Below are 26,883 nucleotides of genomic sequence, written 5' to 3' on the forward strand. Positions count from 1 at the left end.
GGTGCGGTGTGGTGCTGACTGAGGGGATGGGTGGAAAAGAAGCGTTCGACGCGTCTGAGCTTGGACGTGTTTTGAGCTTCTCCGGGGAGACGGTCAGCAATGCTCTGCTGGATGACATGTTTGCCCTCCAGGAGGGCTTGCAGAATGTGACTGAGGGTATCGAGGTGATTCTTGCGGTAGGGAAAGTGTTCCCTCAGCAAGTCAGTTAGGGTATGCTGGTTTTTGCCAGACAGGGCGTAACTCATAGCAGATTTACTGTACCAGTCTGGCTTTTTTACGCCTCAATCAAACTGTCGGGTACTGAGGGCCAGTCCACATTTAAAGAAAAGTGCAAAGATCTCGTAAATATTTCTTTGCACTTACAAATGAGATAATCATGTCAAAACAGGATTTGCAAGATTTTTTTGTTGCTTTTCAAGTAACGGGCAAACAAATCAAAATCAGGTTGGCACTTGAACAGAGCATTTGTTAGAATCATCTGTCTGCCTGTGAGGTAGGGGGCAAACCATGAAAAAAATCGCTCTGAGTGTGATGCTTGTTCTCGGTCTGGCAACAGCCGCCAACTCCACCGACAAAATGTCGCAAGTTGACGATGGCGGCAACGGTGGAAAAACCCTGCACATTGCCGTGGTCGGTCCATATAGCAAAAATGATCCTGTGGCCGAACAAATCCGCATGGCCACCGAACTGGCCCTGGAAGAGGCCAAAGAATACATCAGTGTGCACTTTGGATGGCACCTCGACACCGTCACCATTGATGATGAAGACAACATTGGCAGCGTGGGCAAAGTCATGCGTCAACTGAACAATGATCCCCGTCTGGTGGGTGTGATCAGTGCCTCCGACTCGGACATCACCATGGCTCTGGTGGAACAGCTCTCCAAAGAGAAAATTCCGGTGATCTCACCCACCGCCACCGCCAACAAACTGACGGACCGGGGCTTCTTGAACTTCAACCGCCTCACCCCCAGAGAATCCACCCAGGGCGTGGCCGTCTCCGATTTCATGCAGAAATCCCTGTCGGTCAAGAAAGTCTACGTGATCAGCGACAAAACCAGCTCTGGCGATGACCTTGCCAATGCGGTGCGCAACCACCTGACCCAGGACAAAGTGGATGTGGTCAGCTTCGATGGTGTCCCTGACAAGACTTTCTTTGCACCCACATTGATCAAAATCAAGAACTACAAACCCGATGCCATCTTTTTCGGCGGAGGTGCAGAAGTCGGTGGCGAACTGCTCAAAGCCATCCGTGATGCAGACATCAACACCCCCTTCGTGGGCGGCGCGGGCCTCGATACCCCGGTGTTCACCAAACTGGCAGGCAAAGCCGCTGTGGGCAGTTACTTCAGCACGGTGGTCGGACCCATCGAAGGTTACGCCTACGCAGACGACTTCATCAAGAACTTCAAACGCACCTACAAAAAAGAACCCACCGGTTGGGCCATTCTGGCTTACGATTCCGCCAAAGTCATGATCAAAGGGATTGCCAAAGCTGCAGTGACCCGCGACACCGACCTCGGAAAAATACCCGGTCCCAACGCCATCATGGACGGCATCCGCAGCCTGAGTGCACAGGATCTGGCCACCGGAGACGTGCGCTTCAACAAAAACGGGGACCGCTCTGGCACCACCCTGTTCATCATGAAAGTGGGCAACAACCTGGACGCCACCATGATTCGCAAAATCGGTGCTGAGCAGTAAATTCTTTCTGCACCATCAAAAAAACCGGCCTTTTGGGCCGGTTCTTGTTTGGACATGGAATGCTCAGGCGTGTTGTTCTGACTGTCTGGCCTGAATGATTTTGGCTTGCAGGTGTTGAGGCACCTCCTGATGGCTGTTGAATTTCAGGGAGTAAGCACCACGGCCACCGGTGATGGAACGCAGTTGTGCACTGTACTCCTGCAATTCCACTTCGGGAACCAGAGCGCGCACCACCGTCAGACTGCCGTCGGTGTCCATGCCCAGAATCTGGGCGCGTTTGCCTTGCAGATCCGAAAGCACATCGCCCATGCTGCTTTCCGGAATGTAGACGTTCAGTTGCAAGATGGGTTCCAGCAAGGTGGGATGGGCTCTGGACATGGCTTCACGGAAGGCCAGACCCGCAGCCATTTTGAAGGCGATGTCCGAAGAATCCACTTCGTGATAAGAGCCGTCGTAGACCACCACTTTGATGTTCTGCACCGGATACCCAGAGAGGGCACCTTTGGAGAGGCTTTCTTCCACGCCTTTCTGGACGCTCGGGACGTACTTGCTGGGAATCACCCCGCCCACAATTTCTGAAGCAAACTCAAAGTTTTCACTGCTGGGTTCGATGCGCAGCCAACAGTCTCCGTATTGACCGTGCCCACCGGTTTGTTTTTTGTATTTGCCTTGCGATTTCGCCACCGCTTTGACCGTTTCGCGGTAGGCAATTTTGGGTTTGCTGGTGGTGACGTTCACGCCCAGCAAGGCCAGTTCTTCGATGGCCAGATTCAGGTGCATGTCCCCGAGGCCCGAGAGCACCATTTCACCCGTTTCAGGGTTGCGGCCAAATTTCAGGGTGGGGTCATCGTCGAGCAGGCGGTTCATCTGGGTGGTGAGTTTGTCTTCATCCTGACGGGTTTTGGGGTGCAGGGCTGCCGAAACGGTGGGATCTGGCAGGTGCAGAGGGCCGTAATCGATCACATTTGCAGGGTCACACAGGGTTTCTCCGGTTTTGACTTCGGTGATTTTGGTGAGGGCACCGATCATGCCTGCGGTCAATTCGGGCACCTCCTGCAGGTCTTTGCCGTTCAGCACGTACAGGTGGGCTGGAGTGACCGTGACCCCTCGGGAACTGTTGTAAATGGGTTGTCCGGGTTTGATGGTGCCGGACCACACCCGCACATAGGCCACCTTCCCGAGGAAAGGATCGGTGGAAGAGCGGAACACCCGTGCACTGAAAGGGGCGTCTCGGGTGGGGGGCCGGGTCTGTCCATCGACAGCCACAAAAGGCGGCCGCTCGGTGGGTTCACGCTCAATGGTCACCAGCAGGTCCAGCAGGGCTTCCACGCCCACCAGGGTGGTGGCAGAAACCGGCACCACCGGGTCAATCTGTCCGGTTTTGAAGGCCACGAGGAGGGCACGGTTCAGTTCTTGCAAGGTGACTTCTTCGTCTGCAAGGTAGCGCTCAATGAGTTCTTCATCGGTTTCCACGATGCGTTCAATCAGTTTGGCCCGGTACTGCTGCACCCGTTCTTCGTGGCCCTCGGGGATGTCCACAATCTGGTTGTTCACGTAGGCTTTGCGGGCAAGGAGGTCAATCACCCCAGAGAAGTCTTTTTCTTTGCCGATGGGCAGGTGGGTGGCCACCACTGGACCAGAAATCGAAGATTCCAGTCCGGCCAGCACCTCAAAAAAATCCGCGCGATCCCGGTCCATCTTGTTGACGGCGATGATGCGCGGCATGCCGAATTCGTCGGCGGTTTTCCACACCCTTTCGGTGCCCACCTCGACGCCAGAGACAGCACTGACCACCACGAGGGTGTTGTCTGCGCTGCGCAGTGCCCCACGGATTTCACCCACGAAGTCTGAAAAACCGGGGGTGTCCAGCAAGGTCACCTGACTTTCATGCCAATTGAAAGGGAGCACCGATGTGAAAATGCTCATCTGGTGCTCCTGTTCCAGTTGCGTGTGGTCTGAGGCTGTGTTTTTCTGCATCACCGATCCCAGACGTTTGAGTTGCCCAGCCCGGAAAAGCATGGCCTCCACCAGACTGGTTTTACCGACCCCGCTGTGCCCCACCACCGATACGTTAAAGCGCATAAACCGCCTCCTCGGGAAATGAGCGCCCTCCAGCATGCTGTTCACAGGTGCTGACAGAAGTCTATGAAAATGAACCGGACAGGCGTCTCAGAAATACTGGTCTACGGGTTGACTGCCGATGAATCAAAATGACTGTGTATAGGCATCATACAACTTTCTTACAGGGCAAAACTCCCTGTCGGTTCACCTCCAGAGTGGGGATTTTGGGGTGCAGGACGTTTGTACCCCGTCAACTCATGTTCTTCATGTTGTTTTTGCGTGTGGCACATCAACATTTTGAAAAGCCAGAGAAACATAAAAGCTTTTTAACAAAAATTCTCCGTCTCAGATGATTAAAATTTGTTTTAACAACTGCAATAATCCTGTCAGGAAGTTTTCTTAGAATGAAGGTAACTCAGATCTGAGGGTGAGGCCCCTTCTCAAGCACTGTCCCCTGTTCCTCGTCCAATGGTCCGCAGCCTGAAAAGGAGGACAGCATGAAAGCCAAACCAACCACACCAGAAGTCCTGGCGGATCAGCGTGAAGCATTGCGTTCTGAATCGGACGAAGAGCGTCAACGTCAAGCTGCCATCGCCTCCCTTGCCCAGATGGATCCTGAGGCTGTTTTCGATCACTTGCAATCCCTCGACACCCGCATGCGTCGTTCCCCGAAACAGCCCACCACCTTGCAATCTTGACCCTGTTGCTCTGAAACACACCGTCCCACAGGGCAGACCGCAAAATGCCCGGACTTGAACCCTCAGGTCCGGGTTTTTTCTGTGGACCTCTCGGGGTCGGCTTCGCCTTTCAGGGCTTCAATGGCTCTGGTGAGGGGACGGGGGATGGGGACTCCTGCTCTTGCCATTTGTTCCACCAGAGACAGCAGTTCATTGCCCAGCAGCACATAGGTGACGGCATTTCGCAAGTTCTGGCTCTGTCCAAGCACCAGATCGATCTGGTGGGCGGCAATCACCATCAGGACCAGCAGGCTTTTTTTCAGCAGGCTGCGTGAAAATTTCTCTGGGCGGCCAGAGGGTTTGATCTGCCGCACAATCTGCCTTGTGAGCAGGTCCAGCCCCATCAGGATCAGCAGGGCAGGTTGGGTGGGGTGCACAGGACCCAGAATCCACAGGTAAACCATTTCAAATTGCAGCATCAGGCCTCCTCTTCAGCCACAGGTTGCTGAAGTTCTGTTGAATTTGGCTTTTGGGGCAAACATTCCGTTATTTACATAATCTATTTTAGCATTATAATGCTATATGACAAGATCCGTCATTTCCCTGATGACAAAAACCCCCAGCATCTTTTAGCATTGCAATACTGAAGAGGTCTACCATGCCCCCAAAAGCACAAGCTGCCAGAGACATCCCCCGCTGGGCAGAAGCCTTGAAAAAACGCCGCAGCCAGCTTGGCCTGTCTCAGGAAGAGGTGGCCCGCAAGTGCGGAGAGCAACTGGCCCAGCGCACCGTTTCCGCTCTGGAAAACGGGGTCATCCACCTGACCGACCTTTCGGTGGCCCGCCTGATCGCCCTGTCCAGAGCCCTCAGTTGGACCCTCTATGACCTTCAGCAAGCCACCCGACTGGACCTCGGCATTGAGACCCCACAAGGCCGCCTCTCCCCTGCTCCGGTGCAAAGCCTGCCCCTTTACCCCCTTTCGGAAGCCAGCAAGCCTCTGGACCAGATGGTTCCTTTCAAAGACATCCTGGCTCCGGTCTGGCTTCGTGACCTCCGACCCGGCCTCAAGGTGTTCTTTGAGGGGGGCAGTCCGACCCTTGGAGGCAAAATGCACCACATCGACACCCTCGACCAGCACCTCGAACCCGACCATGCCTACCTGATCCTTGACCAAGACCACCCCATCATCTGTGCCTATCAAGAAAGCCGCTCGAGAGAGGGCATCATCGGTGTTTTTGTGACCCCTCAAAACCGTTTCCTTCCTGCTGAAGCCGTTTCCGTGCTGGGAAAACGGTATGTGCTCAGCAGCATCGAACGGCACTGACCCCACAGGAGACGACCATGCACCGATTCTCAAGAAACGCCCTGCCCCAGCATTCTGTTCAGCGCAAAATCCTTGTGCCCCTGTACGCATTTGCACGGGCAAGTGAACCTCTGGACGACACCCCTCTGGAACAAATCGGCACCACCGGGGTTCTGCCCGACCATTACCGCCCCCATTACGTGTATTTCACCGTGCAGGGCAACAGCATGGACAACGGCACCGAAACCGGCATTCAGGATGGGGACACTCTGGTTGCAGACACCTCCGACCTGAACGCCCGAGCAGGCCACATCTACCTCTGGGACATTCCAAGCGTGGGACCTTGCATCAAGAAACTGGGCTGGACCGCAGAACTCGGAGACTGCCTGATCAGCCTGAATCCAGAGCACCGCCCCTTCATTCCTCTGGAGGGGGCCAGACCGATTGGCCGGGTGGTGGGCAAACTTTTGCCTTCAGGAACGGTGGTGTTTCTCCGGTAATGAAAGTCAGGGAAACCTCCTATGGTGCCCCGAGCCACCCTCCGTTACACTTTTCATACAGACCAAGAGCTTTCTTTCTCTGCCCTCATCCGATTCTCCCCCGGATGAGGTTTTTTTGAGAAGGCGTACCAGACGGTTTTATTCAGCTTGTAGAGACATCTTTCCAGAACAGTGGGCACTTATAAGCGTTTTATAAGTGCCCATCTGCTATCTTACATGCGTGCTGGGAAGCAGAAGAAACACCCACTCACACGAATGTTTCTCACGTATCCATGTTCACGTATCGGCTTGACGTTTCATTTCAGGCACACTCCCTGAAGATCACCAGAACGTTTCTCTGGCCACCAGCACACCCCTTTATTGAATTCACCTGTATCGGTTTAAGTTGTTTTGTATGTTTCGGCAGTGGAAGGGCATTGAATTTCCGGAGGCTGCACTCCAGAGGGGAGAATTTCCCCTCTGGGTTTTATGGAGAGACTCGGGGAGATGAGATGAGAAAACGCCTGTTCGTCATTTTGATGTTGTTGAGCCTTGCGCCCACCTATGCTACAGGTGGAATTGTCAGTGAGTGTACCCTTCGCTGTACAGACGGAGGAACTGACGATTACAAAGCTCTTAGGGATGGTACTCAAGGTCCATTGGATCGTGGATGATTCAATAGCCATACCTTAGATTTATATTACTCACCCACTCACTTTCACTTGAAGGCATAAAAATGCCTTCAATTTTTGTATTTGAGTTAATATAATCCAGAATATCTATTTTTACGGGAAATTCAGTTTCGATTTTATAAAATCCACTACTTTTTTTATGTAATATTCTAAATATTTTTAATTTTCTATCCATAACGTGTCTAATCTGATGAAAGTTATTTTTAGCTCTTTCTTTATCTTGTTCACCAAAAACATTCGAAACTATATTATTCAGATCAACTTCTCCATTAATAAGCATAAATACAATCAATTCAAAAGTCTTCTTAAGCGGGATCTTAATGATATCGTCATTCATTTTAATAGATTCTGAATCTATCGTTGTGATTTTTATGAGTTTGACAGGTTGGTTAGGAAAGGGGGCATTGTATGATCTGATCAAATAATTATTTAAATTCTCTAAAAATAACCATTCTTCAGAACACTCACCGAAGGCATTATTATCAGCACAATAGTTTATCATTTTTTCTATTTCGACATCTATCTTATTTAATATATTCAGTTTAAACATGAACTCTATACTATATAGCATAACTCTGAGTATTTCACTTACACTTCCGGTTTTAGTTCTAAATTCTAGCATATTTTTCATTACTTCCATATCACTTTGATTTAATTCTTCTTTTATAATTAATTCTCTCAGAGAGACTTTCCACCTTAAAGCTTCACTGTCTGCATATCTTTTCATTTCACTTAGTGATTTAACCGAGTCTACCGGCCTGAGCATTCTTTTATAAATTATAACCAGATATGAGTGTGACACGAAATAATTATGAAAGGCCTTATACTTCATTGCTTCATTCGCAGCACTTGTAAAATATTTAAGAGCTCCCTCTAAATCATGCAAAGACAATCTAACCCTTCCGATTAAGTTAAGAGAGGCAGCTTTCAATTTGTCATTTTCTCCATCATAAACTTCCAAACATAGCTTTTCGCACTCATTAAATTTATTTAAATCATACATCAAATCCGCTCGACTCATTTTAATATTCCAATTATTACTTGTCACACAAATCTCTTCAGCTCTTTCGAGACAATACTCTGCCATTTCCTTCTTTTTGAAAATTTGATACAAATAAGATAGTATGACTAGAATTCTAGGAGCAACAAATTTGAATTCTTGGCATGGCTGTATTATTCTCCAAGATTTTTCACAGTCACTTAAAGGAATCTCATCGCCAGCTTGTAATTTTATCACTGAAAGGGCTCTATAGTATAACGCCAAATCATATTCTCTTAGCTTATCGATGTCTATAGAATATATTTCATTTTTAGCATCAGACACTCGTGAATATGAGTAAAGTCGCGCCAATTCTATTTTTGCCGCGATGCACCCACGTTCTACTGAACGCATCAAATATTCAATCGCACGTTCTTGTTCACCCAAAACGATATAACACAATCCTACCCAACGATCATCTTCAGGAGAAGGCTTGCTCAGGGTTTGATAGAATGCAACTCCAGTGGCAAATTCACCCATGAATTCACAAATCTGAATGTCACTCTCTGGAGCAAACTCAGCAATTTCAAAAGCCTTTTCCTTGAGTCGTGCCACTTCAGCCAAAAGATCCACAGTTCAACTCCCATGAAAACAACACCCTTTTACAGGGTGCCAGAGACTGTCTTGATTCTGAATTTTACAGCACCGGACACAAACCATGCATCTTTTGCCAGCACCCATCCTGTAGCCCTCAGAACTGACCTCTGATTCTCAAAACACCGGCAGGGGCCCAGAGAACAGATAATCTTCTCCCTCTTTTGTGGCTTTGCCTTCCAGGACCATCTGGTTCAGTTCTGCATACACCCTCTGCTGGGTGCGCCTGAGATTCATGTTCTCTGGGTTGAGGCCCCTCCAGAGCAAAAACTTCTGGTAAAACGCTGGCAGTTGGTCAAACGGAATCGAGGCTTCAAGTTCACGCCATGAGGTCATGACCACAGTTTAGGAAATTTTTGTACCCAAAAATGGATGTCCAAACACTTCCACATTCCATGAAAAAGTCCCTGCATTTGCAGGGACATTGAAGCGTAATTTTGAAGCTTAAGCTTTGCCGACAGACCCGAGCACACGCATCTTGTGCTCCACAAGTTCGCCCATCAGATCGCGGGCTGGGCCGAGGATCTTGCGGGGATCGAACTCTTTGGGATTCTTGGCGAGGGCTTCACGGACGCCCACAGTGAAGGCCAGACGCAGGTCGGTGTCCACGTTGACTTTGGCAATGCCGTGCTGGGTGGCTTGCTGGAGGTCTTCGTCGGCGATGCCGAAAGCGTCACCAATCACGCCGCCTGCTGCACGCAGACGCTCGACGATGTAAGCAGGCACGCCGCTGGAGCCGTGGGCCACCAGAGGAATGCTGAGCAGCTCGGCGCACTTCTGGATGCGGGCATGGTCAATGAAGGGACGGCCTTTGCCTTTGTAAGCGCCGTGGGAGGTGCCGATGGCAATGGCGAGGTAGTCCACGCCCGTGGCTTCCACGAACTTCTGGGCTTCCTCGGGGTTGGTCAGGAAGGCGTCTTCCTCGCTCACCACGATGTGCTCCTCGATGCCGCCCAGACGGCCAATTTCGGCCTCTACGGTGACACCCATGGCGTGGGCAGCTTCCACCACACGGCGGGTTTCGTGGGCGTTCTCTTCAAAGCCGTGGTGGCTGGCGTCAATCATCACGCTGGAGAAGCCCAGGCTGATGGCCTTCAGGGCACTCTCGTAGCTGGAGCCGTGGTCGAGGTGCAAGGCAACAGGCACGGTGGCACGGGTGGCGAGGTCAATCACCACATTGACGAGGTCTTTGCCACCGTACTTGAGGGCACCCTCGGAGATCTGCACGATCACAGGGCTGCGGAGTCTTTCGGCGGTGTGGATGATAGCCTGGGTGATTTCCAGGTCGTTGGTGTTGAACGCACCCACCCCGTATTTGCCTGCGCGGGCGGGAACCAGAATGTCAGAACCAGTAACGAGCATTGTTGCCTCCTAAAGCAAGATTTTAACGTGCTCTACAGGCCCAGAGGACAAATCTGTCTATCGGGGCCAAACCTCTAAGATCTTAACATATGCCCCTCGGGTGCCCTAGACAGGTGTCCCGATAGGAGCCGAGGGCATAGGGCCGAGAGCCGAGGGCAAAACTCAGCCACATCCAGAGTTTCTACACTGCAGCAATAAAAAAGCACCCCCAAACGGAGGTGCCAGCATTGCTTTGAAAGTTTTACTTCACAAGGTCTTTGGCCCCTTGCTGGAGCATGTCTTCAGCAAGTTCTTCGCCAAGGGCTTCGCATTCCTCGGGGTCACCTTCGATGGAGGCGCGAATCACGGTGCTGCCGTCTGGGGCGGCAATGGCGCCTTCGAGTTTCAGGATGCCTTTTTCGATGGTGGCCAGAGCACCCACCGGAGCCATGCATCCCATTCCAATGGCGTGCAGGAAGGCACGTTCGGCGGTGATGCGGTCATCGGTGTCGGCGTCGTTGATGGAGTAGGCGGTTTCGATGACCAGATCATCGTCTGCACGGGTTTGCAGGGCCAGAGCACCCTGTCCGGGGGCAGGCAGCATGATGGAGACATCCAGAAACTCATCGATGCGGTTTCTGAGGTCCATGCGGATCAGGCCTGCAGCGGCCAGCACAATGGCGTCGTATTCACCCCGGCCCAGAGCAGCGAGGCGGGTGTCCACGTTGCCACGCAAGTCGCGGAGTTCGAGGTCGGGACGGAAGGCTTTCAGCAGGGCTTTGCGGCGGGTGCTGCTGGTGCCCACCACTGCGCCTTGCGGCAGGTCTTTCAGGGATTTCATGCCGGGACGACCAACCAGGGCGTCTCGGGCATCTACACGACGGGGGATGCTGGCAATGTCCAGTCCCTCGGGGTTCTCGGTGGGGAGGTCTTTGAGGCTGTGCACGGCAATGTCGATGCGATTTGCCAGCAGGGCTTCTTCGATTTCTTTGGTGAAGAACCCTTTGTCGCCTTTGAGTGCGCCTTGTACCTTGTCTCCGCGGGTGGTGATGGTCTGAATCCGAAATTCAATTTCGGGCCATTCTTCTTTGAGGCGGGCTACGATCTGGCGCGTCTGAGCGAGAGCGAGTGCGCTGCCGCGTGTGCCAACAACGATTTGACGCATACGGGTAACAGTATAGCCGAATACCACGATTTGTGTAGTGCAAAATGACGGTTGTTAAAGGGAAGTGCAGCAGCGCTGCCCGGCCGGTGAAGGTCGGGAAAGCGATCAGCCATCAGCCGTCAGCCATCAGCGAAAAAAATGTTTACATGTGCATCCAGATAAAAAGCTTTCTAGAACACCATTCTGACTTACTGCATGTGTTTTCTGTTCCCAAAAGCCAAAGCTGCATGGTGATCTTTGTGCTGACCGCTGACCGCTGATGGCTGATCGCTCCTCCAGCACAAAAAAAGCAGAAAGGGGGTCCTTTCTGCCTGAAATGGGCGAGGTGTTCAGAGGGTCTGGATCAACACGCCTCGGTTGTCCAGAGGCAACTCTTCCAGCAGGGCCGTAACCCCATGCTGCTCCAGCACACCGGTCAGGAAGTTTTTGAGGCCCGACAGATCGGTGTTTTCTTCGTAGAAACACAGCACACTGGGACCTGCCCCACTCAGGGCTGCACCAAGGGCACCATGCCCTGGAGCGCCTTCCAGAAGTTCCAGCAAACCGGGCACCAGAGCAGCACGGTAAGGCTGATGGAGCCGGTCTCGCATGGCTTCCTTGAAGACCGTCAGGTTGCCACTGGCCAGACCTGCGGCCAGCAAAGCAGCATGGGACAGTTGGAACACCATGTCACTGCGTGAGTACGTTTCTGGCAGCACCCCTCTGGCTTTGGAGGTTTCCAGAGCATACTGGGGCACCACCAAGAGGGCCCGCAAATGCTGGGGAAGCTGAAATTGCAGGTATTTCGAGGTTTGACCGTCAAAAGTGGCGACCACAGCCCCACCCACCAGAGAAGCCCCGGCATTGTCCGGGTGTCCTTCCAGACGGCTGGCCAGATCAAAAAGCTGCTGGGTGTTGAGGGGCTTGCCCAGAAGCTCGTTGGCTGCGACCATTCCGGCCACCAGAGCAGCAGCACTGCTGCCCAGACCCCGTGCCAGTGGAATGCCACTCTCGATTTCCAGACGCACAGGAGGCAAAACCTGACCGGCTTCCTGCGCCAGAGCCAGCATCGCCTGATACACGATGTTGGTTTCATCTCTGGGGGTGCCTTCCAGATCCTTGCCGATGGGCACGATTTCAAGGACCTCCTGCACCTTCACACGCACGGTGGTGTACAGGGCAAAACTGATGCCCACGCAATCGAAACCGGGGCCCAGATTGGCACTACTGGCCGGGGCTTTCACTTCAATGGTGGTGCCGGTGTTCATGGGGTTCCTCTGGTGGGGCAGCACATGGCTTTCCATGGTCAGGCTTTTTTGATCACGGCCATGACGCTTTCCAGATCGGCCTTGACCACCACAGGCTGGGCATCCACGGCTTTGATGGCGGTGTTGGGGTCCTTGAGACCGTTTCCGGTCAGGACGCACACGATGCGTTTGCCTTTGAGTTCTTCCAGACGGCCCTGGCTTTCCAGCTTGAGGATTCCGGCCACACTGGCTGAACTGGCAGGCTCACAGAACACACCCTCCAGAGCCACCTGACGGTAAGCCTCCAGAATCTCCTCGTCGGTCACGCTGTCAAAGAGGCCGTTGGATTCCTGCACGGCAGCTTTTGCGAAGTGGGCAGAAGCAGGATTTCCAATGCGAATGGCAGTGGCGAGGGTCTCGGGGTTTTCCACCCTGTGGCCCAACACCAGAGGAGCCGCACCTGCAGCCTGAAAGCCGAACATGCGGGGCAGGCTCTGGTTTTTTCCAGCTTCTTTGTACTCTTTAAAGCCTTTCCAGTACGCAGAGATGTTTCCTGCGTTGCCCACAGGAATGGCCAGCACATCAGGGGCATCTCCGAGCACATCCACCACTTCGAAAGCGGCGGTTTTCTGGCCTTCCAGACGGAAAGGGTTCACGGAGTTCACCAAGGTGATCGGCTCGGTGGCACTGATTTCACGGACCAGATCCAGAGCTTCGTCGAAGTTGCCTTCAATGGCAATGATTTCTGCACCATAAACCATGGCCTGTGCCAGTTTGCCCAGTGCAATGTTGCCGTTGGGAATCAGCACAATGCAACGCAGGCCACTGCGGGTGGCGTAAGCAGCAGCAGCAGCAGAGGTGTTGCCCGTGGAAGCACAAATGATGCTTTTGGAGCCGGATTCCAGAGCCTTGGCGACGGCCATCACCATGCCACGGTCTTTGAAAGATCCAGTGGGGTTCAGGCCTTCATATTTGAGGTACAGTTCCACACCCAGACGCTTGGAGAGGTGGGTGGCATGAATCAGGGGGGTGTTGCCCTCGTGGAGGCTCAGGAGGGGGGTGTTCTCATTGACAGGCAGGTACTGGCGGTATTTTTCAAGAAGTCCGGACATGTGTGTTCCTTTGCTGAAAGCCACAGGTGGCCCTTAAGTTTCTCCCTGAATGGGAGGCAAGACAGTACCATCAGCCTAGCGTGTTGCGGGTTACAAAAAGGGGTTATATCTAAGCAAATGGGGAATGGGGGCGTTGTAAGGGCTTGGCGGCCATCGTCTATGCCGAGAGCCGAGAGCCGAGAGCCGAGAGCCGAGAGCCGAGAGCATGATGCTATGCCTATCAGAACGGATCAAGGGAATCTGTCAATCCAAAAGCTTCAGCAAAAGCTGTTTTCGAGCCCTCGGCCCTTGGCCCTCAGCCTTCGGCAAATCAAAGCCTTCTGCCTTCTTCTCAGCTTTCCCCCTTAAACTGAATCCATCCTCATTCCCGTTTGACTGCAAAGGAGACCTTATGAACGTTCTGGTGCTGGGTGGGAGTCGGTTTGTAGGCTGGTACATCGTGCACAGCCTGCTGAAAAAAGGCCATCAGGTGAGTGTGTTCAATCGGGGGCGCAGCAACACCGATTTGCCCCCCGAGGTGGAGCAACTGGTCGGAGACCGCAACACAGATCTTGCGGCTTTACAGGGACGCACATGGGATGCGGTGGTGGATGTGAATGCTTACGTTCCCCGTCAGGTGCGTCAAATCGTTGAGGTGTTGAAAGGTCAAGTTGAGCATTACATGTTCATTTCAACGGTGTCTGTGTATGCGTCTGATGCTGCCATCCCCCTTTCTGAAGACAGCAAGCTGATCGAACTGGAAAATCCAGAAACCGAAGAGGTGACTGGTGAAACCTATGGTGGCCTGAAAGTGCTCTGTGAGCGCACTCTGGCAGCCCTGTGGGGTGAGAAGCACACCGTGATCCGGCCCGGCCTGGTGGTGGGGGCCAGAGACCTCACGTTCCGGTTTCCCTTCTGGGCCAAACGGATTCTGGAGGGCGGAGAGCTGATCGCTCCAGACAAGCCTGTCTCCAGAGTGCAAATCGTGTATGCCCGTGATCTGGCCGATTTTGCAGTTCATGCGCTGGAAAACCGCATTTACGGTACCTTCAATGGAGCACGTGAGCCAGAGTTGTGGGGCGAGGTGCTTCGTGAAATGGTCAAACAGGCTGGAACAGACACCCAACTCACCTGGGTGGACAGCGAATTCCTGCTGACTGAAGGTGTGCGTCCGTGGGTGGACTTGCCCATCTGGCTTCCAGAGCAACCTGAATATGCAGGAATGTTGAGCATCAGTGACCACAAGGCCAAGCAGTACGGCATGACCTCCTCCCCATTGCCAGAAGTGATTGCTGACATCCTGCAATGGGCGAAAACCCAACCCGATGAAGCCTTCAAAGAAGGCCTCTCCAGAGCCCGCATCGAGGAGATTTTGCAAAAATGGCACACCCTGCATCCTTGAAGGTTTTGGGTCTGGTCGGACTGCTGTCAGGCCCTGCTCTGGCCTCCGACATGTGGAAACAGTACACGGTCACCTCTCTGGTCATGGCCGAAGACCTTGCAGCAACCGGGAAAACCCTGTCGTTCCCTCTGGCCTGTCAGAAACTGCCGGGAAACCAGAAGGTCCCTGTGGAACTCAAAAGCTGTGAACTGCGCATGGGTCCTGCAGGTTTTCAGGTCACTTCGGTCAGCAAAACCGGAGAAAAACACACCCTCACCAGTGAAGGGATCCGCAAAAAGAACTCTGGCATCGATGTGGATCTGGTGCGCCAGACCTATCAATTCGTGCAGGATGTGTACTTGCAGAATTACGTGCGGCAAACCCAGTTCAATCTGGAATTGCAGCTCTCATCTGGCAGGAAACTGAGGGATGTGCTGGGTGCCTGCAACAAAATCATCAACAACCAGAAGATGCCCTCTGAGGTTGCAGCTTGCCAGATCAAAGCCTCTGGAAACACCTACACCATTTCTGCCAGAGGGGTCAGGGGAAACACAGCCACACTGACGGGGCCAAAAGGCAAAATGGTCATGAAGCCTTAATGGAGTTTGTAGTTCACAGCGAGACTTGGAAGGCTTTGGCTTGCTGTCTGCTGTTTACTGTGAACTGTAAACTTCAAAAAAAATCCCAGTGAAGATTCACTGGGAAGTGCTCTGGTGCGCCCGACAGGAGTCAAACCTGTGACCCTCAAAACCCAGCTTGGGAGTGAATCAGGCACGTCATCAAAAAGCCAGACAAAAAAATCCCAGTGAGTGTTCACTGGGAAGTGCTCTGGTGCGCCCGACAGGAGTCGAACCTGTGACCTAAGCCTTAGGAGTGCCTCGCTCTATCCGTCTGAGCTACGGGCGCTTTCGGGTGTGAATTATACCCTGTTCTTGCAGCAGCGTCAAAACCAGAGGCCACACCGTTGCAGCCACAAACAAAAGCGAAAGCGGGGCCGATTCCCCGCTTTCCAGAAGGATGGGTGATCCCGTTGCAAACGTGTTGGTCTTGCTGTTCAGGCACTCTGGGAGGTCTGCTGCTGGGGTTTCATTCAGGGTCACGAACAATCATCACTGGGATGGGCGATGCGCGAACCACGGCTTCGGCAACGCTGCCAAAGAAGAAATGGCTGAGTCCTTTGCGACCATGGGTGCCCATGAAGATGTAGTCGGCCCCGAAATCTCTGGCGGCTTTGAGCACTTCATCGGCTGGGCGTCCCATCACGAAGAGGATTTCTTCCCCTTCTTCCTGAACGTTTTTGAGGTTTTCCATGGCGGCGTCACGGATGCGGTCCTGGGTTTCTTCGAGCATGTATGCAGGGGCCAGAGCGTCCACGTAAGGAGAGAAAGCGGCGCTCGCATCAAAAACATGGATCACTTTGATGTGGGCACCCGGCACCATTTGACGGGCCAATTTCAGGGCGCGGTGGGCACTGGCAGAGAAATCTGTGGGAACCAGAATGCGTGTCATGCGGCTGCCTCCTTTTCAGGTGAAGCCAGAGAAGGCGCAGAAAAGACAGGGCAGAGAAGGCTTTCTGCAGGGATCTGTGGGTGTTTTCATTTTAATCCTCTGGTGTGCTGCAAATGTCCCTCTGGCGAACCGGGCATCCACTCTAGGGAAGCAGGTGCCTCTGTTCGCTGCTGTGCCCTATACTGCTAATCATGTTTGAAGCGGTCATCGGTCTGGAAGTGCACCTGCACCTGAAAACCAGAAGCAAGATTTTCAGTGCTTGCAGTGGAGAGTATTTTGGCGAGGGTCCCAACACCTTTACGGACCCCCTGACCCTGGGTCTGCCCGGAACCCTGCCCACCCTGAACAGGGAAGCCGTCGAGAAGGCCATCATGTTCGGTCTGGCCCTGAATTGTGATGTGGAGGGGTTCACCCAGTTCCACCGCAAGAATTACTTTTATCCAGATGCGCCCAAAAATTACCAGATTTCCCAGTACGACCGTCCCATCGCCAGAAAAGGCTGGGTGGAGGTCAACGGAGAGCGCATCGGCATCACCCGGGCACACCTCGAAGACGATGCCGGAAAACTGATGCACCCCACCTATGCCAATTACAGCTTGCTGGACTTGAACCGTGCAGGCATGGCCCTGATCGAGATGGTCACCGAACCTGAGATCAAAAGCCCCGAGCAGGCCCGCGATTTTCTGAACACCATCCGTTCGATTGCACAGGCCCTCGGGGTCAGCGATGCCAACCCTGAGGAAGGCAAAATGCGCTGCGATGTGAACGTGTCGGTGCGCCGTCCCGGTGAGCCTCTGGGCACCAAAGTGGAGGTCAAAAACCTCAACTCCTTCAAAAGCGTGCAGCGTGCTCTGGAATACGAAATCGAGCGCCAGACCCGCATTCTGGCCAACGGGGGCAGCATTTCTCAGGACACCATGGGCTGGGACGATGGGGGCCAGAAAACCTTCGTGATGCGCACCAAAGAAGGGGAAGCCGATTACCGTTACTTCCCCGAGCCGGACCTCCCCCCCCTCAACATCACCCAGGAGTGGATCGAGGAAGTCCGCGCCAAAATGCCCGAGGTGCCTGCTCAGAAATTCCAGCGTTATGTGGGCCTCTCCATCAAAGAGTCCGATGCCCGCGTGATCTCGGAGAGCGTGACCCTCAGCCGTTTTCTGGATGAAGCCCTCAAAGGTTACGCTGGCGAAGCGCAAAAACTGGTCAACTGGCTGCTCACCGATGTGGCCGGGTGGCTGGCGGCACGCATCATCGACATCAGCGAATCCAGACTGACCCCCACCTTGCTGGTCAAACTGGTGAACCTGATTGATGCAGGCACCATCAGCGGAAAAATGGCCAAGGAACTCCTTCCAGAGGTCATGGAAGGGGCAGACCCAGAGGCTCTGGTCAAAGAGCGCGGTCTGGCTGTGGTCACCGACACCAGCGCCATCGAGGCCGCCATCCAGAAAATTCTGGACCTCAATCCAGATGTGGTGGCAAAAGTGCAGGCAGGCAACGCCAAGGCCGTGAACGCCCTCTTCGGTCCGATCATGAAAGAGATGGGCGGCAAAGCCAAACCCGAGATCGTGCGGGATTTGCTGAACCAGAAGCTGGGCATTTGAATTTTCGAACGGTCTGGACAGTCAGGTGACCTGTGAGCAAAGGTTCTGCAGATTATTCGGCCATTGGGGAATTTCTGGCCCAGCAGCAGGAAGCGACTTGCAAGCTCAGCTTTGAGCAGATCGAGGGGTTGCTGGGCTTCAAATTGCCTTTTGCTGCCCGGTCTCTGCGGCCTTTCTGGTCCCTGCCCAAATACCAGCACATTCAGGGCTGGACCCGTCGGGGCTGGGAAACCGAGCGGGTGGATTTCATTCTGGAAACTGTGACTTTCAAGCGCTCTGGAAACAAGAAAAAACGCTGATCCAGCCAACACCGTTTTCAGGCAGCACCTTCAGAAATGGAAGGTGCTGTTTTTTCGTAGACATTGGATTGACATTCTTACTCTACATATGTAGAGTAAGTCATGCCCCGAGCAAGTGACACCTCCGAAACCACCCTCCGGGTGCTGCATGCGCTTGCAGCAGAGCCTGACCTCTGGCACCACGGTTACCCGATCAGCAAAAGCACCGGAATCAAATCGGGATCCCTGTATCCCATCCTGATTCGCCTCTCTGAACGGGGGTATCTGGAATCCCGCTGGGAGCCCAGCGAACACCTCAACAAACCCGCCCGACATGCCTACCGCATCACTGCACTGGGACAGCGGTTTTTGAGGGAACAGGAACCCCTGCTTCGCACACTCCAATTGAGGCTGTCATGAACGAATGGATCAAAGCTTTACAGGCCGAAGCGTCAGAAATTGAGTCTCCTCTGGAGCGCATGTTTTGGGTGGTTTCAGGCCTTTTGGGCCTGTGCTGGAAAGGAGCATTTGTGAACATCATGCAGGTTTTATTGGCTTTGACTCTGGCAGGTTTTGCTGCCTTTTTTTCTCTGTGGGACACAAACGTTTTCAGCAAATACAGTGTGGTGGAACACACCGTCCAGAGGCCTTCTGAATGGCTTTCCATCCCCATCGCATGGCTGGTCTTGGTTGGAATGGGGATGCTGGCCCGCTTGCTGAACGTCTCATGGAGACCATTGCTGATTGGAGCAGCAGGATTCGTTCCTCTGGCCCACCTGATCGATGTGCTCACCCCCATGACCATTCCCTTTTCTTTTGATGTGCCAGAAGCCGCTCTGGCACTGGTCCTGATGGCTGTGGGCTGGCACATTTCCCTGAAAAACATCTTCCGAAAAGATGGACCCCTCTACCAGTTCGCTTCACAAAATCGAGACCACCTGATGCTGGCGTTTCTGCTGTCCAGCACACTGTTGACCATTGCCAAAGGAGAAATGCATGCCAGTCTGCAAATTCTTTTGATGCTCGGCACATGCATCTTCCTGGGGGCTTTTTACTGGAAAAACACTTCTGTGCAACAACTGCTCTTGCGTGCCACCGCGTTTGGCCTGCTGTTTCCTGTGGCGTTTTACCTGACCGTTCCTCTGTATGGTGGATTCATTGCGTTCAGCACATGGGGAGCATGGCAATTCCCCGGATATTTTGTGCCTCAGATGTCCATCGCACTCTTCATGATGGTGATCATCAGCAACCTGTTTTCCAGAGCCCTCCTGTTCTTCCGTTCCACCCGCACCGCCTGAACCGGATCAACACTTGAAAAAAGCCAGAGGAAATGCTCTGGCCTTTTGCTTGGATTGGAATGTGGTTTGAACTGTGCTTCAGCGGGGAACGCTTTGCAACTGCCGGATGATTTCCTGCATGGCGACGCCTGCATGGAAACGTCCGTTTTCGATGAACACCTTGTTGGTGTGGATGCCAAAACCTGCGCTGCCACAGATGAACAGGCCCGGAACGTTGCTTTCGTAGTGTTCGTTCAGGTCGGCCATCAGTTCTTCGTTGAGGCTCACCCCGGCACCTTGCAGCAGGTCCAGATTGGGGCGGTAACCGGTCAGGGCAAAGGTGAAGTCGGTTTCCAGTTCCCAGGTGCCCTCCTCCCCTTCCACAATCACGCGGTCTTCCAGAATTTCCACAACTCTGGAATTGTAGTGGGCGGTGATGGACCCCTCTTTGATGCGGTTTTCGAGGTCGGGTTTGACCCAGTACTTGATGGTGTTTTTCAGGTGAGGGGCACGAACCACCATCGTCACTTTGGCCCCACCACGCCAGAGGTCCAAGGCGGCATCGGCAGCACTGTTTCCGGCCCCAATCACGGTGACTTTCAGGCCCCAGAAGGGATGGGCTTCGGTGTAGTAGTGGGTGACGTTTTCGGAGTCCTCGCCGGGGATGCCCAGAGCCAGAGGGTTGTCGTAGTAACCGGTGGCCACCAGCACCTTGCGGGTTTCAAAAACCCCCTGAGTGCCATCTTTTTTGTTGACCAGCACAGTGTGCCCGGCAGGTGCAGGATGGATGGAGGTGACTTCGTGGTACTGCAAGACGTTGAGGTTTTCACGCTGGGCCACCAGACGGTAGTAGTTCAGGGCCTCTTTGCGGTCGGGTTTTTCACGGGCAGTCACGAAAGGGTGCCCACCGATTTCCAGCTCTGGAGAGGTGGTGAAAAAAGTCATGTAGGTGGGGTAGTCAAAAATGGCATTGACCACACACCCCTTGTCGAGGACTGCGTAGTTCAGTCCGGCTCTTTTGGCGTCGATGGCAGCGGCAAGCCCCACAGGCCCCGCGCCGACTATGATCAGGTCGTACATCATCATTTGATAAGGTAGCACGCTTGCTGCATAGAGAAAGTGTGCCATTTACATGAATGATACATGCCGAGGGCCAAGGGCCGAGAGCCGAGGGCAGGGTCAAAATGCTTCTGATTTTGCTGTCTGCTGTGAACTCTACAGGCTTTGTATAGAAAAAATCCCCTGAAAGGGCTTTTTCAAGGTGCCAGAGCAGACTTTTCTCATGTTTCAAAGGTCTTTCAAAGCATACTGAAGGTGTTTCAACCATCTCAAGTGTTTTCTGGACTGTGTTTTTCCAGAGTGGAGGATCCATGCCTGCCGTCAAATCCCTTGCTGTGCTCACCGTCTTGCTGGGAAGTGGGGCCTTTGCCCAGCAAAACCTGACTTTGTGTCCTGAAGCCCTGCGCGAATCCAGTTATGCCCCTTCAGACACCTGGGCGATGCTGGCCCATCAGGGGCAAAATGGCTGGCTGTTTGGACGGGGGGATTTCTCAGAAGGGGTTTCTTCTCTGGGGTACAGCAAAGCTGCCATGCAGGCTTTACAAGATGCGTTCAAGCGTGAAGGCATCCAACTGGTGATGGTGGATGTGCCCTCCAGATTGGTGTTGTCCCAAAAGCATCTGGACGCCAGCAACCTGCAGCGTTACTTCAGTGCCGACAACATCCGCTACAACTATGCCGATTTGCACGACCAGTTCACCGAACTGGGGATCATCGCCCCCAACCTGATGGAAGATGGATTGCAGTTTGAGGCGTCCAAAGGGCCATACTTTCAGGCCACCGACCACCACTGGACCACCGCTGCCACCAAGCATGTTGCTGAATTGATCGCAGCAGAAATCAAAAAATTGCCTGCTTACAGCACCTTCAAGAAAACCGAATACACCCTGGAAAGCAAAGTCCTGTCCAACAACGGCAGTTATGCCCGCATGGCCAACAACATCTGCAAAACCCAGTTTCCAGACGAAATGATCACCAGTTACACCGCTGTCCCCAAATCCTCTGGCGACCTCTTTGCCGAGGAGGACCCGGATGTGGTGCTGGTGGGCACCAGTTTCAGCCACCGGCGCGAATACACCACCGACGACACCCTCCCAGAGGTTCTGAAATACGAGCTGCAAACCGATGTGCTGAACGGTGCCGTAGAGGGGGGCGGTTCATTTGGTGGCATGGAAGCCTACCTGATGTCCGACAGCTACAAACAGCACAAACCCAAAGTGATCGTGTGGGAAAACAACTTTTACATGGGCGAACTGGGCAACCTGTGGGCCATGTCCAGAATGGTGGCTCTGGCCAGAGGGGGTTGCAGCAACGAAGTGCTCTGGCAGGGTGCAGGAGCCGTGGGTCGCAACTTCAGAATTGAGCTTCCCGAAAACGTGCAGGTCACCACCGACAGTGCCATCAAAATCAAATTTTCAGACCTCAAAATCACCGATTTCCAGATGAATCTGGAATTCAGTGTGGGCAGCCAGAACACCCAGCACAGCCGCACCTGGCGCATCCCCAACAACGGGGAGTTCCAGATGCAACTTCCCCGACCCGGCACACTGGAAGCCTTGCAGCTCAATCTGTACCGTGGGGATGTCTCGGGGACCTATCAGGTCACGGTCTGCAAGATGAAGTGAGAGCGGTCAGTGGTCAGCGGTCAGCCATCAGCGAACAGAAGACCCTATGGCTTCGGCTTTCGATGGCAAATACATCTGATCAGAAAAGCAAAACAGGTTTTGCTTTTGGATTGAAAAATCTTCATGCAAGTGCGAGTGCTTTGTCGCTGACAGCTGAGGACTGACCGCTCCCTTCACCAATCTCCGCTGGACCCGCTGGAACTGTCCGAACTGCCTCCAGAGAAACTGTCCGAGCTGCTCGAACTGCTGTCCGAACTGCTCGAAGAGGAAGAATCCCAACTGTTGATGACTGTGCTCGCTGCTGCGCCTGCCATGTAGGCGTTGCGGCGGGCTTCATCGTCGTCATGTCGATGGTGCTGGTGTTGCAGGTCATGGATGATGGAAGAAGAACGGTGCCTGTGGTGATGGCTGCTTCTGCCAGAGGAGGGACTGGGACGGCCTGTGGCATTGCGAATCAGGAACACCACAAATCCGACAAAGAACACCGTCATCAGGACCGGAATCAGCAAGGGCAGCAACAAAAACCAGCCAAACGTGTTCCATGCAAAACCGGGATCGGTGGTGAAGAGGTCCCAACCCGTCTGAAACCTTTGAATCCAGCTGGATGGAGCAGGAACCTGAGAAGGAGCACCAGAGGGTGCCGCAAACCCCGTTTGCACCGGATGGCTGCGAATCAGTGTGGAAAGTTCCAGCATCCCATCCTGAATGCCACTGTTGTATTTCCCAGTTTTGAAGGCAGGCACGATGGTGTTTTGAATGATGCTTTGGGTTGCACTGTTCAGGGAAGTGCCATAACCTTTGCCCAATTGAATGCGAATCTTGCGATCCTGCATGGACACCATCAGCATGAAACCATCGTTTTTGCTGGGATCTCCAATGCCCCAGCTGTTGAAAATCTGCAAAGCGTAATTTTCAATGTTCCCAGAGGTGTAATTCTTCAGGGCAGGCAGCACCACCACGGTGCCTTCCAGTTTCGTCTGTCTTTCCAGCAAAGCCAGCCTCTCCCCCATCACTTTGCGGGTGGAGGGGTCCAATGTACCTGCGTAATCATTGATGTAATTGTCCTGCGGGGCCGGGATGGGGTTGCGGCTTTTGATTTGCCCGAGCAGGCTCTGGACCCCTTTGTAAAACTGCTGCTGCCCGAATTCCTGACTCAAGGTTTTCGACCACCCCTGAGGGTCCCCTTTCAGCTTGCTGCCCAATTTGACGGTGGCGGTTTTCAAGCCGGGATGGTAATTCACCAGCACAGCGTATTGCTTCTTGAATTTGCCAAGTTGCCAGCCGTTCCAGAGGTCTGCCATGGGCTCTCTGGAGGTGGTGATCCGGACACTGTTTCCCCAGTTTTCTTGATGCTGGGACAGCATCTTGTTGATCTGAAATTCCTGACTGGAGGCAATCTGTTTTGAAGCATCCAAAACCTGCCCCTGTGCCGTTTGCACCAGCAAAACCATTGTGAATAAAGCAAAAAAACGTTTCATCTGTGGCCTCCCTGTTCATTGTTGCACGGAGACTCTGGAGGGTCTGTGTTGGAGGCGGTGCCAAGAGCCTTGTAGGGGCTACGCATGCGTCGCCCAGGTGCCGAGAGCCGAGAGCCGAGAGCATCGTGCTCTGCGTATCGGAAAATGTAGGGGCGAGGCATGCCTCGCCCTACATTGCTTGAGCCAAAGCTTTCTTTTGCCTTCTGTCCTGTCTTTTTTGACCTCAACCTAAACCTCTGTACCACGGGCGAGGCACGCCTCGCCCCTACATTTGCCCTCAGCATGTACCCTTCTGCCTTCTGCCTTCTGCCTTCTGCCTTCTGCTTTTTTAGCCCTCGGCTCTCGGCCCTATGCCCTCGGCGGGGCGAAGCCCCATCCCACTATAATGTTCCCGTGAAGGGCCAACATGCCATCCTGATGGTCGAATACAGCTACAACCGTTACAGCCTTGCCGTGCTGACCGGCATTCTGGAGGCCGATGGGCGTTTTGAGGACCTCGACATCCATTTTCGCAAGGCTGCCAAAAAAGACCGTCTGGACGATGACCGGCATGAGGAGCTTTTGCAAAACATCATCCAGCTTGCAAAGGCCTACCGGCGTCTGGTGGTGGCCTTCTCGTTCCACACCCCCAATGTGGCTGCGATGGGATACACCCTGAAAGCCATCCGTCAGGCCCTGCAAGACCAGAGCATCGACAATGTGGTGATCATTGCCGGCGGTCCCCACCCGAGCGGTGACCCTCTGGGGACGGTGCAACTCGGGGTGGATGTGGTGGTTCTGGGTGAAGCCGAGGGCACCCTTCCTGACCTGCTGGAACGCATTTATCAGGACAGGGGTTTTGAAGACCTCAAAGGGATTGCTTTTCTGGACAGCCAGAAAAAATACCGTTTCACCGGGCGCGCCCCTGCCGTGGACCTGAACGACCATCCGCCTTTTTCGGTGAAGTCCAGACGGTTTGCTCCTCTGGAAATTGGTCGAGGGTGTGCTTTTGCCTGCAGCTTCTGCCAGACGCCTTTTTTGATGGGTGCAAAAATGCGCTACCGTTCGGTGGACAACATCCTTCACTGGGCACAGCAAGGGAAAGATGCGGGATTCAGGGATTTGCGTTTCCTGACCCCCACTGCATTCACTTATGGCAGTGTGGATGGGCAAACCTTGCATCTGGATTTGCTGGAAGACCTCCTCAAAGGGGTCAGCCGGATTTTTGGCAAGGAGCACGTGTTTTTTGGGTCTTTTCCCTCAGAGGTGCGTCCAGAGACCGTCAACCACCAGACCCTGTCTCTGGTCAAAAAATACTGCACCAACGACAACATCATCATTGGTGCACAATCCGGCAGTGACCGGATGCTGAAAGAAGTGCACCGGGGGCACGGCACCGGAGAAGTGGAAGAAGCGGTGTGCCTCCTTCTGGAATACGGTTATCAGGCCAATGTGGATTTCATTTTTGGCATGCCCGGCGAAAGCGAGGAGGACATCGCGCAAACCCTTGAATTCATGCTGAAACTGACCCGCATGGGGGCAAGGGTGCACTCGCACACGTTCATGCCTCTGGTAGGGACGCCCCTGTCAAATGCTGCGCCGGGAATCGTGTCTCCTGCCGTTCGAAAAATGCTGGAAGAACTCCGTTTGCTCGGGCTGGAATACGGCCACTGGAAGCAGCAGGAGATGATCGCAAAAGAGAGCACCAACTTTCTGGAAGACCTTGCAGAAGAACGCCCCGAGGAGCTGAAAGGCGTCCGGGCATTCAAACGGCAGTAGAAGCGGCAGGTTCTTCTTTCTGGGCTTGCGTGGCCCGGAACTGGTAAATCAAAACCGCCGTGATGCTGCCCACCACAAAGAACACCACCCACGGGAGGGTCACAAAATGGATGGCCTTCCCGAAATCAAACATGGCCCCGCCTAAAGCATTGCCCAGAAATCCCCCGATGGCCAATGGAAAAGCAGCAACCCCGAGGTAGGTTCCAGCCCGCTCTGGAGGGGTCAGTCCTGCAATCAGGGTTTGCTGACTGGGTGCAGCCAGCAAGTTGCCAAAAGCAAACACCGCTGTGCACAGCAAAATGGTCAGCGGTTCATGGGTGAAGCCCATCAGTCCCATCCCCAGAGCCATGCTGGCCACCCCGGCAGCCAGCAAGGTCTGAGAGGACCACTTTTTGCTGGCGTATTTCATGATCGGGTACTGCAAGACGCTGGTGAACCCGGCATACACCCCATACACCCACGCTGTCAGGGAGGTTCCACCATGCTGGGTGGCGTGCAGCATCAGGGCCACATTCACCTGCACCCACAGGAAGAAAAATCCCATCTGAATGGTCTGAAATTGAATGAACGGGCGGTCTTGCAAAGCCATTTTCAGGCCCTGAAAAGTGCTTCCCTTGGGCTTCTTCTCGGTCACTTTCATGCTGGGAAGCATCAGAAAGGAAAACACCAGAGACAGCACATAACAGGCTGCACCCATGAAACTGACCGCCTGAAAACCGTAAGGAATGAGCAAAGTTCCGATCAAAGGTCCCAGAGCCATTCCCACATTGCTGGTGACCCCTTGCAGGGCATAAAACCTCGGGCGCTGTTCTGGAGGGGTGAGGAGAACGATGGCTGCAGATTTGGGGGCATCGAACAGGGCACCTCCAAGGGCAGCAAAAACCGCTGAAGCCATCAGGAGGGGGATGGTGTCTGCAAAAGCCATGCTGGCAAAACCCAGAGAACGCACCAACAACCCGAGGCAAATCAGGGGCTTCAGGCCAAAGCGGTCCCCGAGCATGCCACCCACCACGGTAAAACCCTGCTGCACCAGTTGCCTCACGGCCAGCACCAGACCGATGGCTCCGGCTGCCCATCCCAGACCACTGACAAAATGTACGGTGATCAGGGGGATGATCATGAAAAATCCGAGCCACATCAGCAGGTTGTCCAGCAAAAGCACACGTTGGGGCAGCGTCATGCTTTACCCTAACGCGGTTTGAGGGGAGGGGGAATAGCGGGATTGGCGTAGAGGTTGCCGAGAGCCGAGAGCCGAGAGCCGAGAGCCGAGAGCCGAGAGCCGAGAGCCGAGAGCCGAGAGCCGAGAGCCGAGAGCCGAGAGCCGAGAGCATCCTGCAATACGTGGCTGAACAGGTCAAGGGGATCTGTACTTCTCAGAGCTTTCGCCAAAGCTTTTTTTGCCCTCGGCCCTCGGCTGTTCTTTTCTGCTCTGGGCCCTCGGCTGGCAAGCCCCCCTGTCCAGAGACACACATCATCCTTAACTGCGGTAAAATACCTTTCGGTTGAATTTACAGGAGGCTGATCATGACTTACCGCACCGAATCC

General features: G+C 53.7%; 25 protein-coding genes, 1 tRNA gene and 1 pseudogene. 12 read left to right on the forward strand and 15 right to left on the reverse strand.

Going from position 1 to position 26,883, the window contains the following annotated elements:
- A pseudogene (locus Q371_RS20090) lies at window positions 1-245 on the reverse strand (hypothetical protein); the annotation flags it as partial.
- 262 nt (window positions 246-507) lie between these two features.
- On the opposite strand from Q371_RS20090, the gene Q371_RS20095 reads away from it, so the two are divergent.
- On the forward strand, window positions 508-1,701 hold the full coding sequence (locus tag Q371_RS20095; protein WP_034343931.1) for a branched-chain amino acid ABC transporter substrate-binding protein: 1,194 nt from the start codon (window positions 508-510) through the stop codon (window positions 1,699-1,701).
- Between the two features lie 63 nt (window positions 1,702-1,764).
- Here the strand turns inward: Q371_RS20095 and fusA are convergent, their stop codons facing one another.
- Window positions 1,765-3,783 (reverse strand): elongation factor G, encoded by a 2,019-nt coding sequence (gene fusA / locus Q371_RS20100; RefSeq protein WP_034343933.1) that lies wholly within the window; start codon window positions 3,781-3,783, stop codon window positions 1,765-1,767.
- Between the two features lie 476 nt (window positions 3,784-4,259).
- Here fusA and Q371_RS20105 point away from each other — a divergent pair, with 476 nt between their 5' ends.
- Window positions 4,260-4,460: a hypothetical protein gene (locus tag Q371_RS20105; RefSeq protein ID WP_034343935.1), complete on the forward strand. Its 201-nt coding sequence runs from the start codon at window positions 4,260-4,262 to the stop codon at window positions 4,458-4,460.
- Between the two features lie 62 nt (window positions 4,461-4,522).
- On the opposite strand, the gene Q371_RS26110 is transcribed toward Q371_RS20105, so the two are convergent.
- The gene (locus Q371_RS26110; RefSeq protein WP_051964897.1) at window positions 4,523-4,918 is read right to left on the reverse strand and encodes a phage holin family protein; all 396 of its coding nucleotides are present in this window, start codon (window positions 4,916-4,918) and stop codon (window positions 4,523-4,525) included.
- A 179-nt stretch (window positions 4,919-5,097) separates the two neighbouring features.
- On the opposite strand from Q371_RS26110, the gene Q371_RS20115 reads away from it, so the two are divergent.
- A complete protein-coding gene (locus Q371_RS20115) occupies window positions 5,098-5,763 on the forward strand; it encodes a helix-turn-helix transcriptional regulator (protein WP_034343938.1) in 666 nt (221 codons plus the stop codon).
- 17 nt (window positions 5,764-5,780) lie between these two features.
- Window positions 5,781-6,242 carry a S24 family peptidase gene (locus Q371_RS20120; RefSeq protein ID WP_034343940.1) on the forward strand — a complete coding sequence of 154 codons (462 nt, stop codon included), beginning with the start codon at window positions 5,781-5,783 and terminating at the stop codon, window positions 6,240-6,242.
- A gap of 654 nt (window positions 6,243-6,896) precedes the next feature.
- Here the strand turns inward: Q371_RS20120 and Q371_RS20125 are convergent.
- From Q371_RS20125 to thrC, 6 genes are all read right to left on the reverse strand, one after another.
- On the reverse strand, window positions 6,897-8,525 hold the full coding sequence (locus tag Q371_RS20125) for a tetratricopeptide repeat protein (RefSeq protein WP_034343942.1): 1,629 nt from the start codon (window positions 8,523-8,525) through the stop codon (window positions 6,897-6,899).
- 138 nt (window positions 8,526-8,663) lie between these two features.
- Complete coding sequence (locus tag Q371_RS20130) at window positions 8,664-8,882, reverse strand: hypothetical protein (RefSeq protein WP_034343944.1); 219 nt, start codon at window positions 8,880-8,882, stop codon at window positions 8,664-8,666.
- Between the two features lie 108 nt (window positions 8,883-8,990).
- Window positions 8,991-9,908 (reverse strand): class II fructose-1,6-bisphosphate aldolase, encoded by a 918-nt coding sequence (fba, locus tag Q371_RS20135; RefSeq protein WP_034343947.1) that lies wholly within the window; start codon window positions 9,906-9,908, stop codon window positions 8,991-8,993.
- Window positions 9,909-10,149: 241 nt separating this feature from the next.
- Window positions 10,150-11,052: a hydroxymethylbilane synthase gene (gene hemC / locus Q371_RS20140; RefSeq protein ID WP_034343948.1), complete on the reverse strand. Its 903-nt coding sequence runs from the start codon at window positions 11,050-11,052 to the stop codon at window positions 10,150-10,152.
- Between the two features lie 329 nt (window positions 11,053-11,381).
- Window positions 11,382-12,335: a homoserine kinase gene (gene thrB, locus Q371_RS20145; protein ID WP_245618393.1), complete on the reverse strand. Its 954-nt coding sequence runs from the start codon at window positions 12,333-12,335 to the stop codon at window positions 11,382-11,384.
- A gap of 2 nt (window positions 12,336-12,337) precedes the next feature.
- A complete protein-coding gene (gene thrC / locus Q371_RS20150) occupies window positions 12,338-13,390 on the reverse strand; it encodes a threonine synthase (protein WP_034343950.1) in 1,053 nt (350 codons plus the stop codon).
- A 391-nt stretch (window positions 13,391-13,781) separates the two neighbouring features.
- Here thrC and Q371_RS20155 point away from each other — a divergent pair, with 391 nt between their 5' ends.
- Together Q371_RS20155 and Q371_RS20160 are read left to right on the forward strand one after the other, a co-directional pair.
- Entirely contained in the window at window positions 13,782-14,771 is a 990-nt protein-coding gene (locus Q371_RS20155) for an NAD-dependent epimerase/dehydratase family protein (RefSeq protein ID WP_034343952.1), read from the forward strand.
- Window positions 14,750-15,349 (forward strand): hypothetical protein, encoded by a 600-nt coding sequence (locus Q371_RS20160; protein ID WP_034343954.1) that lies wholly within the window; start codon window positions 14,750-14,752, stop codon window positions 15,347-15,349. Before Q371_RS20155 ends, Q371_RS20160 begins: the two co-directional genes overlap by 22 nt.
- A 230-nt stretch (window positions 15,350-15,579) precedes the next feature.
- Here the strand turns inward: Q371_RS20160 and Q371_RS20165 are convergent.
- The 3 genes from Q371_RS20165 to Q371_RS20170 form a co-directional block, all read right to left on the reverse strand.
- Window positions 15,580-15,656, reverse strand: a tRNA-Arg gene (locus Q371_RS20165).
- Window positions 15,647-15,850: a hypothetical protein gene (locus Q371_RS27290; RefSeq protein WP_157442841.1), complete on the reverse strand. Its 204-nt coding sequence runs from the start codon at window positions 15,848-15,850 to the stop codon at window positions 15,647-15,649. The genes Q371_RS20165 and Q371_RS27290 overlap by 10 nt, the downstream gene beginning before the upstream one ends.
- Window positions 15,837-16,259, reverse strand: coding sequence for a universal stress protein (locus Q371_RS20170; protein WP_034343957.1), 423 nt, complete (start codon window positions 16,257-16,259; stop codon window positions 15,837-15,839). Before Q371_RS20170 ends, Q371_RS27290 begins: the two co-directional genes overlap by 14 nt.
- A gap of 191 nt (window positions 16,260-16,450) precedes the next feature.
- On the opposite strand from Q371_RS20170, the gene gatB reads away from it, so the two are divergent.
- The 4 genes from gatB to Q371_RS20195 all read left to right on the forward strand — a co-directional run bounded on the left by gatB (window position 16,451) and on the right by Q371_RS20195 (window position 19,439).
- On the forward strand, window positions 16,451-17,863 hold the full coding sequence (gene gatB, locus Q371_RS20180) for an Asp-tRNA(Asn)/Glu-tRNA(Gln) amidotransferase subunit GatB (protein ID WP_034343959.1): 1,413 nt from the start codon (window positions 16,451-16,453) through the stop codon (window positions 17,861-17,863).
- A 32-nt stretch (window positions 17,864-17,895) separates the two neighbouring features.
- The gene (locus tag Q371_RS20185) at window positions 17,896-18,162 is read left to right on the forward strand and encodes a DUF7662 domain-containing protein (RefSeq protein WP_034343961.1); all 267 of its coding nucleotides are present in this window, start codon (window positions 17,896-17,898) and stop codon (window positions 18,160-18,162) included.
- Window positions 18,163-18,264: 102 nt separating this feature from the next.
- Complete coding sequence (locus tag Q371_RS20190) at window positions 18,265-18,561, forward strand: PadR family transcriptional regulator (protein WP_034343964.1); 297 nt, start codon at window positions 18,265-18,267, stop codon at window positions 18,559-18,561.
- Window positions 18,558-19,439 (forward strand): hypothetical protein, encoded by an 882-nt coding sequence (locus Q371_RS20195; RefSeq protein ID WP_034343965.1) that lies wholly within the window; start codon window positions 18,558-18,560, stop codon window positions 19,437-19,439. Before Q371_RS20190 ends, Q371_RS20195 begins: the two co-directional genes overlap by 4 nt.
- A 78-nt stretch (window positions 19,440-19,517) precedes the next feature.
- Here Q371_RS20195 and Q371_RS20200 read toward each other — a convergent pair whose 3' ends face one another.
- A complete protein-coding gene (locus tag Q371_RS20200) occupies window positions 19,518-20,546 on the reverse strand; it encodes a YpdA family putative bacillithiol disulfide reductase (RefSeq protein WP_245618394.1) in 1,029 nt (342 codons plus the stop codon).
- 242 nt (window positions 20,547-20,788) lie between these two features.
- Here Q371_RS20200 and Q371_RS20205 point away from each other — a divergent pair, with 242 nt between their 5' ends.
- A complete protein-coding gene (locus Q371_RS20205) occupies window positions 20,789-22,102 on the forward strand; it encodes an alginate O-acetyltransferase AlgX-related protein (protein ID WP_034343967.1) in 1,314 nt (437 codons plus the stop codon).
- Between the two features lie 173 nt (window positions 22,103-22,275).
- Here Q371_RS20205 and Q371_RS26115 read toward each other — a convergent pair whose 3' ends face one another.
- A complete protein-coding gene (locus Q371_RS26115; protein ID WP_051964899.1) occupies window positions 22,276-23,580 on the reverse strand; it encodes a TPM domain-containing protein in 1,305 nt (434 codons plus the stop codon).
- Window positions 23,581-23,973: 393 nt separating this feature from the next.
- Between Q371_RS26115 and Q371_RS20215 the strand changes: the two genes are divergently transcribed.
- Window positions 23,974-25,338 carry a TIGR04013 family B12-binding domain/radical SAM domain-containing protein gene (locus Q371_RS20215; protein ID WP_051964901.1) on the forward strand — a complete coding sequence of 455 codons (1,365 nt, stop codon included), beginning with the start codon at window positions 23,974-23,976 and terminating at the stop codon, window positions 25,336-25,338.
- On the opposite strand, the gene Q371_RS20220 is transcribed toward Q371_RS20215, so the two are convergent.
- Entirely contained in the window at window positions 25,325-26,518 is a 1,194-nt protein-coding gene (locus Q371_RS20220) for an MFS transporter (protein WP_051964903.1), read from the reverse strand. The genes Q371_RS20215 and Q371_RS20220 overlap by 14 nt on opposite strands.
- Window positions 26,519-26,883 lie beyond the last annotated feature (365 nt).

It is taken from the genome of Deinococcus misasensis DSM 22328 (assembly GCF_000745915.1).
Classification (GTDB): Bacteria; Deinococcota; Deinococci; order Deinococcales; family Deinococcaceae; genus Deinococcus_C; species Deinococcus_C misasensis.

Excerpts from the sequence above, each read along its gene's own strand:
- Q371_RS20190 (WP_034343964.1), top strand. The coding sequence starts at position 18,265 with ATGCCCCGAGCAAGTGACACCTCCGAAACCACCCTCCGGGTGCTGCAT.
- Q371_RS20220 (WP_051964903.1), bottom strand. The coding sequence starts at position 26,518 with ATGACGCTGCCCCAACGTGTGCTTTTGCTGGACAACCTGCTGATGTGG.
- Q371_RS20160 (WP_034343954.1), top strand. The coding sequence starts at position 14,750 with ATGGCACACCCTGCATCCTTGAAGGTTTTGGGTCTGGTCGGACTGCTG.
- Q371_RS20095 (WP_034343931.1), top strand. The coding sequence starts at position 508 with ATGAAAAAAATCGCTCTGAGTGTGATGCTTGTTCTCGGTCTGGCAACA.
- Q371_RS20105 (WP_034343935.1), top strand. The coding sequence starts at position 4,260 with ATGAAAGCCAAACCAACCACACCAGAAGTCCTGGCGGATCAGCGTGAA.
- Q371_RS20155 (WP_034343952.1), top strand. The coding sequence starts at position 13,782 with ATGAACGTTCTGGTGCTGGGTGGGAGTCGGTTTGTAGGCTGGTACATC.
- fusA (WP_034343933.1), bottom strand. The coding sequence starts at position 3,783 with ATGCGCTTTAACGTATCGGTGGTGGGGCACAGCGGGGTCGGTAAAACC.
- thrC (WP_034343950.1), bottom strand. The coding sequence starts at position 13,390 with ATGTCCGGACTTCTTGAAAAATACCGCCAGTACCTGCCTGTCAATGAG.
- Q371_RS20195 (WP_034343965.1), top strand. The coding sequence starts at position 18,558 with ATGAACGAATGGATCAAAGCTTTACAGGCCGAAGCGTCAGAAATTGAG.
- Q371_RS20200 (WP_245618394.1), bottom strand. The coding sequence starts at position 20,546 with ATGGCACACTTTCTCTATGCAGCAAGCGTGCTACCTTATCAAATGATG.
- thrB (WP_245618393.1), bottom strand. The coding sequence starts at position 12,335 with ATGGAAAGCCATGTGCTGCCCCACCAGAGGAACCCCATGAACACCGGC.
- Q371_RS20115 (WP_034343938.1), top strand. The coding sequence starts at position 5,098 with ATGCCCCCAAAAGCACAAGCTGCCAGAGACATCCCCCGCTGGGCAGAA.
- Q371_RS20130 (WP_034343944.1), bottom strand. The coding sequence starts at position 8,882 with ATGACCTCATGGCGTGAACTTGAAGCCTCGATTCCGTTTGACCAACTG.
- Q371_RS20170 (WP_034343957.1), bottom strand. The coding sequence starts at position 16,259 with ATGACACGCATTCTGGTTCCCACAGATTTCTCTGCCAGTGCCCACCGC.
- Q371_RS20205 (WP_034343967.1), top strand. The coding sequence starts at position 20,789 with ATGCCTGCCGTCAAATCCCTTGCTGTGCTCACCGTCTTGCTGGGAAGT.
- Q371_RS26110 (WP_051964897.1), bottom strand. The coding sequence starts at position 4,918 with ATGCTGCAATTTGAAATGGTTTACCTGTGGATTCTGGGTCCTGTGCAC.
- gatB (WP_034343959.1), top strand. The coding sequence starts at position 16,451 with ATGTTTGAAGCGGTCATCGGTCTGGAAGTGCACCTGCACCTGAAAACC.
- Q371_RS20120 (WP_034343940.1), top strand. The coding sequence starts at position 5,781 with ATGCACCGATTCTCAAGAAACGCCCTGCCCCAGCATTCTGTTCAGCGC.
- hemC (WP_034343948.1), bottom strand. The coding sequence starts at position 11,052 with ATGCGTCAAATCGTTGTTGGCACACGCGGCAGCGCACTCGCTCTCGCT.
- fba (WP_034343947.1), bottom strand. The coding sequence starts at position 9,908 with ATGCTCGTTACTGGTTCTGACATTCTGGTTCCCGCCCGCGCAGGCAAA.
- Q371_RS26115 (WP_051964899.1), bottom strand. The coding sequence starts at position 23,580 with ATGAAACGTTTTTTTGCTTTATTCACAATGGTTTTGCTGGTGCAAACG.